This is a genomic window from Bartonella sp. AP58NXGY (genome assembly GCF_042195785.1).
GTDB lineage: Bacteria > Pseudomonadota > Alphaproteobacteria > Rhizobiales > Rhizobiaceae > Bartonella.
The window spans coordinates 1-4,471 of the sequence record NZ_JBHIOY010000029.1; the positions used below are offsets into that span (position 1 = coordinate 1).

Annotated in this window: 3 protein-coding genes and 1 pseudogene; all 4 read right to left on the reverse strand. The window is 39.3% G+C overall.

What is annotated here, in order from left to right:
• Nucleotides 1-576, reverse strand: a 576-nt coding sequence (locus tag ACFINC_RS08910; protein ID WP_375616973.1) for a transglycosylase SLT domain-containing protein, incomplete at its 3' end; no start/stop codon positions are given.
• The gene (locus ACFINC_RS08915; protein ID WP_375616974.1) at nucleotides 573-2,723 is read right to left on the reverse strand and encodes a glycine zipper family protein; all 2,151 of its coding nucleotides are present in this window, start codon (nucleotides 2,721-2,723) and stop codon (nucleotides 573-575) included. The genes ACFINC_RS08910 and ACFINC_RS08915, both read right to left, overlap by 4 nt.
• A gap of 2 nt (nucleotides 2,724-2,725) precedes the next feature.
• On the reverse strand, nucleotides 2,726-4,030 hold the full coding sequence (locus ACFINC_RS08920; RefSeq protein WP_375616975.1) for a hypothetical protein: 1,305 nt from the start codon (nucleotides 4,028-4,030) through the stop codon (nucleotides 2,726-2,728).
• A gap of 108 nt (nucleotides 4,031-4,138) precedes the next feature.
• Nucleotides 4,139-4,471 (reverse strand): annotated as a pseudogene (locus ACFINC_RS08925) (hypothetical protein); the annotation flags it as partial.

The following is a 4,471-nucleotide window of genomic DNA, read 5'->3' on the forward strand; positions in this document are numbered from 1 at the left end:
CTCTTCTTGGGATGCTAATTGTGATGCTAATAATGCCCGTAAAACCTCTAACATGTTGTCTCTATTGCCAAAACCACCCTGTGCTATAGGACTTGCTGCTCTATAAGGCTGCCCCCCATACATCTGTAGCACGCGGTTGACAAAATCACTTGCACGCATGTTATTATTCCCACCATTTAAACCAACCGCATTACTGCCAACGATTTGCGCTGCATTGGCATGGGGATTTTGTAAAAGACGGGCGGCTCCTCCTGCGCCTTGTTGATGTGCTAAATACAATTCTGCATCAGTAGGCGCTCTTCCCAATACACGGCTTAAATGGTTGCGATTATCAAGGGTCAACCGTCCCATGGCATCTGCCGCTTGCATGGGGTCAAAACGGTCTTGCAAACCATATTGTTTGGCTGTGCTGTCTATAAATTGATACAACCCACCCGCAGAAGAACGGGGATTCCTTGCATTCGGATTGCCGCCACTTTCCACTTGCGCTACACGGTATAAATAGCTTTCGGGCAAGCCATACCGTGCTGCTGCTTGACGGATCGCTTGGTCTACTGAAGGTCTAGAACTGGTCATTTCGCATACTCTATTGAAGCACTAGGACCTAGCCCTTTTGCTATAGCTCTAGAAACAATCTTCAAGCCTTCATCCGTTATTACTCCCACTTTATGCCATTTTAAAGCACTTTGAATCAATTGGGCAATCTCATTTCTCTCCATTCCGTTAACGCCAAAAGTTGCTAATTTTGCTATACAACGCTCCATCTCTTGTCTTGCTCGTACCGCTTCTGATGAATTCGGATGATAAAATATATTCCGTGTTAATTTAAAAGCTTGAGTGTGCATATCAGTAAGGTTTGGGAAACTAACTCCATCACGAATAGAAAACTCAGGAGCGCCTTCAAATTTTCTAAAACCTTCTTTTGCTGCATCAGAGTAGAACTTCTCCTGATCTACTGCCTTTTTAAAAGTAGAAAACCGTTTGGATCCTATAATCCTTTTAAGATTCTCAGATGCAAGATTTTGTTTTAAAAGATTAGAGAATTCATTAACAGGGTCATTATTTTTCCTTAATAAATCATCTAATGCATCTCTCATACCAATATGATAGGTATTGTTTTTACTTGACCAGTTGCCTTTATAAAGACTTTCCTTAACCTCATCCCTTTCAATACCCTTTTCTAATTTTGTTCCAAGAGCCTGCTTACCTTTCTCAAAGCTATTTTCAAAGTTTTTGAATTTTTCTGCACTACCACGTGCTTCTTTATAAGTAGGAGAAATTTGATCCATTATTTTTACCAAATTTTGTTTGAGTATTTGGTAGCCAGAGACTTTTTGATTATCCCCAAGTCTTTCACTTTTTTTGATCAAATCATCAAGAGACTGCTTGGTTTGATCTAATAACTCTATCGTAGGTTTATAGTTTATACTGCTAAACCTTCTATCATAAAATCGTCTAGGATTTTCTTTCAGCGAATGTTCTTCTAAGGTATTTACAGCTTCTTTGAGAGCTTTTTGAAACCCTTTATTCTCAAAAAGTTTATCAAGAACTGGGTAATGTTCTTGGCCTATTGGAGTTTGCTTTGCCTGCTCATAAAGATGATCATGTGCTTCTTTCCCTTGCTTTTTAAGAGCCCTGCTTAAAGTATAGCTATGTTGGTATGGAACAATTATCTTCTCCATCATATCATCAAGACGTTGAACAGAACCGCCTAATCTTTTCTCATGCGCTTTTTTCAAAAGATTATAAACATTTTCATTTGTTTTGGATGAGTTCCACAAAATCTGTCGTAGTTTTTCATTAATGTCTGTCAAAAATACCTCATGAGGTTCTTTCTCAAGACGTTGAGTGATATTTTTAGTTCTATTATTGTAAAGTTGCTTGGCAACTTCTCGCAAAGCTTTATTTAAAACCTCTTTATGAGCAGGATTAAAAACTCTCTTTATAATAGGAATATCCTTTACAAGATTTCCTGCACCACGAACTACCTTAGAAATTCCCATACCTCCCAAAATAGCGACCGGCGTCAAAACAGCGCCACCCGCAGCACCAGCTAACGCCGAATTCACCGTATCATTATAACCTTCTCCTGCACCAGAACCATGCAAAGCACCAGAACCTGCCCCAACAAGAGCTCCCCTACCCAGACTTCCTAAAGTTGATCCTGCTCGCAAAAAATTTAATGCAGGGATACCAAAAGATGCTAATGTTGGTAAAATCGAACCGGCAATATAAGCACCAGAAGACAACCATGGATATTTTTTTTCCAAGGCTTTTTGATAAGCACGTTCCTTGGCTACTCTTCTATTATAAACCTCTTCTGCTTTCTTATCACCACGCCAATAATCTTTAAAACCTGCTTCATTCGCCGCCTGTATCTCATCACTGTACCCCGCCGTGAGACCAGATGTACCATGGCTTCTAATAGCATCCCACCATGTAAGATCTTTATCATCAAATGAGAAATCATCTGTTGTAGTTGATTGATCTGCTGTATTTTGCAATCCTTCAGAAAAAGAATTAGATAACTTCACAATCTCAGCGGGATCTTCAACTACGCGGAAACGTGTTCCGTTTTTAGAGTATACATATCGGGGAGAAGGAGAATTTTTTGTTAAAAAACTCTCAATCTCAGCAGGGTCTTCAACTACACGAAAACGTGTCCCATTCTTAGCGTATACATATTGAGAATTAATCCCACCAAAAGTCTTATAAGGGGACATTACTATTTCTCCTTAACCAGAACTTTACCATTAGAACTATCAATAAAGTAAGTTATGTTCCCGTTGCTTGCGGCTTCTTCTACACCCATCTTTGGTAACTGATTATTATATCCTTTCTGAGGACCTGTAGAATGCGATTGGGATGTGACTTTATCAATATTCTCTTGTGTTAATGCAATGTTGCCGTTTTCTAACAAAGATAATACGTCTGATTTCATCTTACCCAAAATCTCATGGATTTTTTTCAATCTAAACAACAATTCTTTATGACCCAAGTTGTACTTTACCTCTCCTAAATAGCTCTTTAATATATCAAGCTCTTTTTCTGTGAGGTTACCCAAACCAGAAGCTCCATTACGTGAATAGCGTCTCATGGTTTCTAAACGGTCAATACCTATACGGTTTTTAATGGAATCAAGCAGTGAACTCATATCACGGTGTTGAGGAACACCTAATTTAGCTTGTACAGCAGCCGAATTACCTGTAGCCCATTCACCAGTCTCTTCTATATAATTCGTAAAACGTTCAATGTCACGGAGTGTATTACTACTGATAGCTTCACTATTTTTAAGCTCTATCGTTTCTCGTAGGCGGTCCATTTCTTCTTTAGACCTAGCATCATAACCACCGTTCACTTTTTGTAATAGAAAAGCATTCAACGCATCTTTATTTCCAGCTATGAACCGCGCTTCTTCTTCACTGTACCCTTTAGATTTCAGATACTCGACGGTTTGGTTAACCTGCCCTCTTTGTTTATCACCTTCATTAAGATGCTTTACACCACTTGCAAGCGCATCCCACCCAGAACCGTCTGATGAAGATTCTGCCATACCTGCAAAAAGATCTTTGAGTTTCTGATACGCATCTGATTGAAAAAACTTATAAGTATTAGACTGTAAAAATTTATCTAAATCTGTCTGCGTATCTACTGGAGAGGTTTGTACATGCGATACAGACTCAACTGGCTTCAGTTGTTCAGTAAGAGTAGAAGATTGCGGAAATGGAGAATCTATTGCAGATTGTTTTCTAACCTGTTGTAATTCTTCCCAAGTAGTTGGTATATTAGGTGTAGCAATCTGTTGTTTTCTTGCCTGTTGTAATTCTTCCCAAGTAGACGGAATTTTGGGGAGTGTAGGCTCTTTATCAAACAAAAAGGGAAATTTATTCACATGTAGTGGATGTACCTGCGACTTTGCCAGTGCTAAAAGGAAAGGATTGTATCGTGTTTGATTTCTTGCGTAAGTGAGCCTCTCCCTTGCTATTGGATCAAATACTCTTGGTACATAACTCGTTGTTTCTTTTTTCATCTATTTCTCTCTTATATGATATTATCCAGAAATTCGCCAAATGGTTTAGAGATACTAAGCATTCCTATCACGCTCTCCTTTTAAAATTATCGTTTAATGATTATACAGCTATTGTTTCTGTTTCTTATTCATGTAATCTAAAAAATCCTTGGGAACTCCTGCTGCCAACGCTGCTCCCATTGGACCACCTGCCATGTAACCAAAAGCCATCGGTGCTGCTCGAAGTGCCAGAGAACCTATAGCCCCTACATTTTTCCACGGATTATTGCCCTCTATCTTAGAAATTGTATGATTATTCGTCGTCGTGCCGTAATTTCTTGCGAAGCCATGACCGGCGTTCATAAGCATATTCAACCTATTCCAACCGCTATTGTCTTGTTCCAGCCAACGTTCTCTATTGGCATCAACAACTCTCTGATTGTGGGCATCAAGTACACCTCC